Here is a 1463-nt window from a genome sequence, read left to right on the forward strand (position 1 = left end):
AATGCCCCCCACCTGCCCGGAAAACGAACTTATCATTGGGGCGAACGCGAACTTGCCCGAGCGCCACCGGTGCTGTCGGGCAAGCTGTATACGGCGCGCTTATCACCATTCGTAGGACTGCGGCGCCATGCCGAAGGCGGGCGCGACGACGCTGTTCCAGACCGTCATTCCGGTGCGACCTTCCGCATCCAGTTCGATCTGTTCCAGACTCTCGGCAGGTTGCCGGATGGCGACCGGAACGAAGCGCATGCGTAACCCGGACGCGGTGAACTCCCGTGGCGGGAATGTTCGCCAGAGACCCGCCAGTCCCAGGTCCAGTCGATGATGAAGACAGGGATCTCTCCAGCCCTCCGCCGATGCGAAAAGCTCCCGGACCGGTTCACTCACGCAGTCCTCCACAGAGGGGTGAAATCGACGAGCCGAGGCTTCGGCCAGAACAGTTTCGGGCAGGAGGCGGGCGAACGCCGGATCGCAGTGCTGAAGCGCCAGGGATGGATCGACGATGAGGAAGGGCGGCGCACAGGTCCAAGCATGACCTGTGATTTTGAGCGGACCAGGCTTCAGGGCAATCGTCTGCATCTCCCGCCGCAATCCGAGCGCCGGGGCCTCCAGGATCACCGACCCACAGACACCGAAACTCCAGATCCCGAGGCGATCGAGCATGCGCGTCATCATGCAGGAGGCGGGAACGCACCTGCCTCGCGCATCGTAACTGGTAAAAGCTTTCGCGAGCAGATGCGTCAGCTTCGGGACTGTCGCCCTGACATGGGCCTCATACTCCGCGGAGATCGGGCGCGTCATGACCCATTCCCCGTATCGGGCGAGATAGGAAGGGTTGGCGCTCTCCCGAGCAAGGAATGCCGACTGATCATAGAACCCGAACCGGCGCGTATCGATGCCGGATGCCATGAAGTCGGCGGTCAGCAGGTCATGCTGTCGTTCGCCGGGCGACGCTCGCTCCCGGACGCCCGGCATCGACCGATCTTCATCGCGGGTCATGACGGGTTTCGTTCCCCCGCGCCCTTCCGATGAGCGCGCGCAGGCTGCTGACGGGTATGAGGGTCATGGAGCCGATCTTCACGATCTCGAGGTCTCCGGAAGCGATGAGCTCGTAGAGACGAGAGCGTCCGATACCAGTAAGCTTCACCGCGGTGGGGATGCGGACCGTGAGCGGCTCCATCGGCAGTTCGTGCGCCGGGGTCCCCGGACCTCCTGCCGGCGAGTGGGAGCTGGCGTTTTCGCTGGGCGGGCTCGGCCTATGCGCCATGACGATGCTCCAATCCCGCAAGGATATGGCTGACCAGTTCCTCGGGAAGCCCCCAACCGCGGAAGAGATCGCGGGCGGCTTGGGTACCCGGCTCGAGGAGGTGCGGCGCGCGTGCCTCTATGTCGAGCAGGAGGAGCGACAGCGTGCAGGCCATGATGCCGAGCTGGGCCTGCTGGCTGGTCGCATCGGAAACCCG

The 1463-nt window shown here is 64.3% G+C and carries 3 protein-coding genes; all 3 read right to left on the reverse strand.

The annotated features are described in order from the left end of the window. Window positions 1-102 precede the first annotated feature (102 nt). Window positions 103-999, reverse strand: coding sequence for a hypothetical protein (locus ACYPYD_RS00700; protein ID WP_459661710.1), 897 nt, complete (start codon window positions 997-999; stop codon window positions 103-105). After that, window positions 986-1180, reverse strand: a complete 195-nt coding sequence (locus tag ACYPYD_RS00705) for a helix-turn-helix domain-containing protein (protein WP_069708385.1) — start codon at window positions 1178-1180, stop codon at window positions 986-988. Before ACYPYD_RS00705 ends, ACYPYD_RS00700 begins: the two co-directional genes overlap by 14 nt. A gap of 76 nt (window positions 1181-1256) precedes the next feature. Continuing rightward, window positions 1257-1463: hypothetical protein (locus ACYPYD_RS00710; protein WP_459661711.1), on the reverse strand; the 207-nt coding region annotated here is incomplete at its 5' end.

It is taken from the genome of Novosphingobium sp. 11B, from assembly GCF_054589055.1.

Coding starts and splice junctions, on each gene's coding strand:
- ACYPYD_RS00700 (WP_459661710.1), bottom strand. CDS start 999: ATGACCCGCGATGAAGATCGGTCGATGCCGGGCGTCCGGGAGCGAGCG.
- ACYPYD_RS00705 (WP_069708385.1), bottom strand. CDS start 1,180: ATGGAGCCGCTCACGGTCCGCATCCCCACCGCGGTGAAGCTTACTGGT.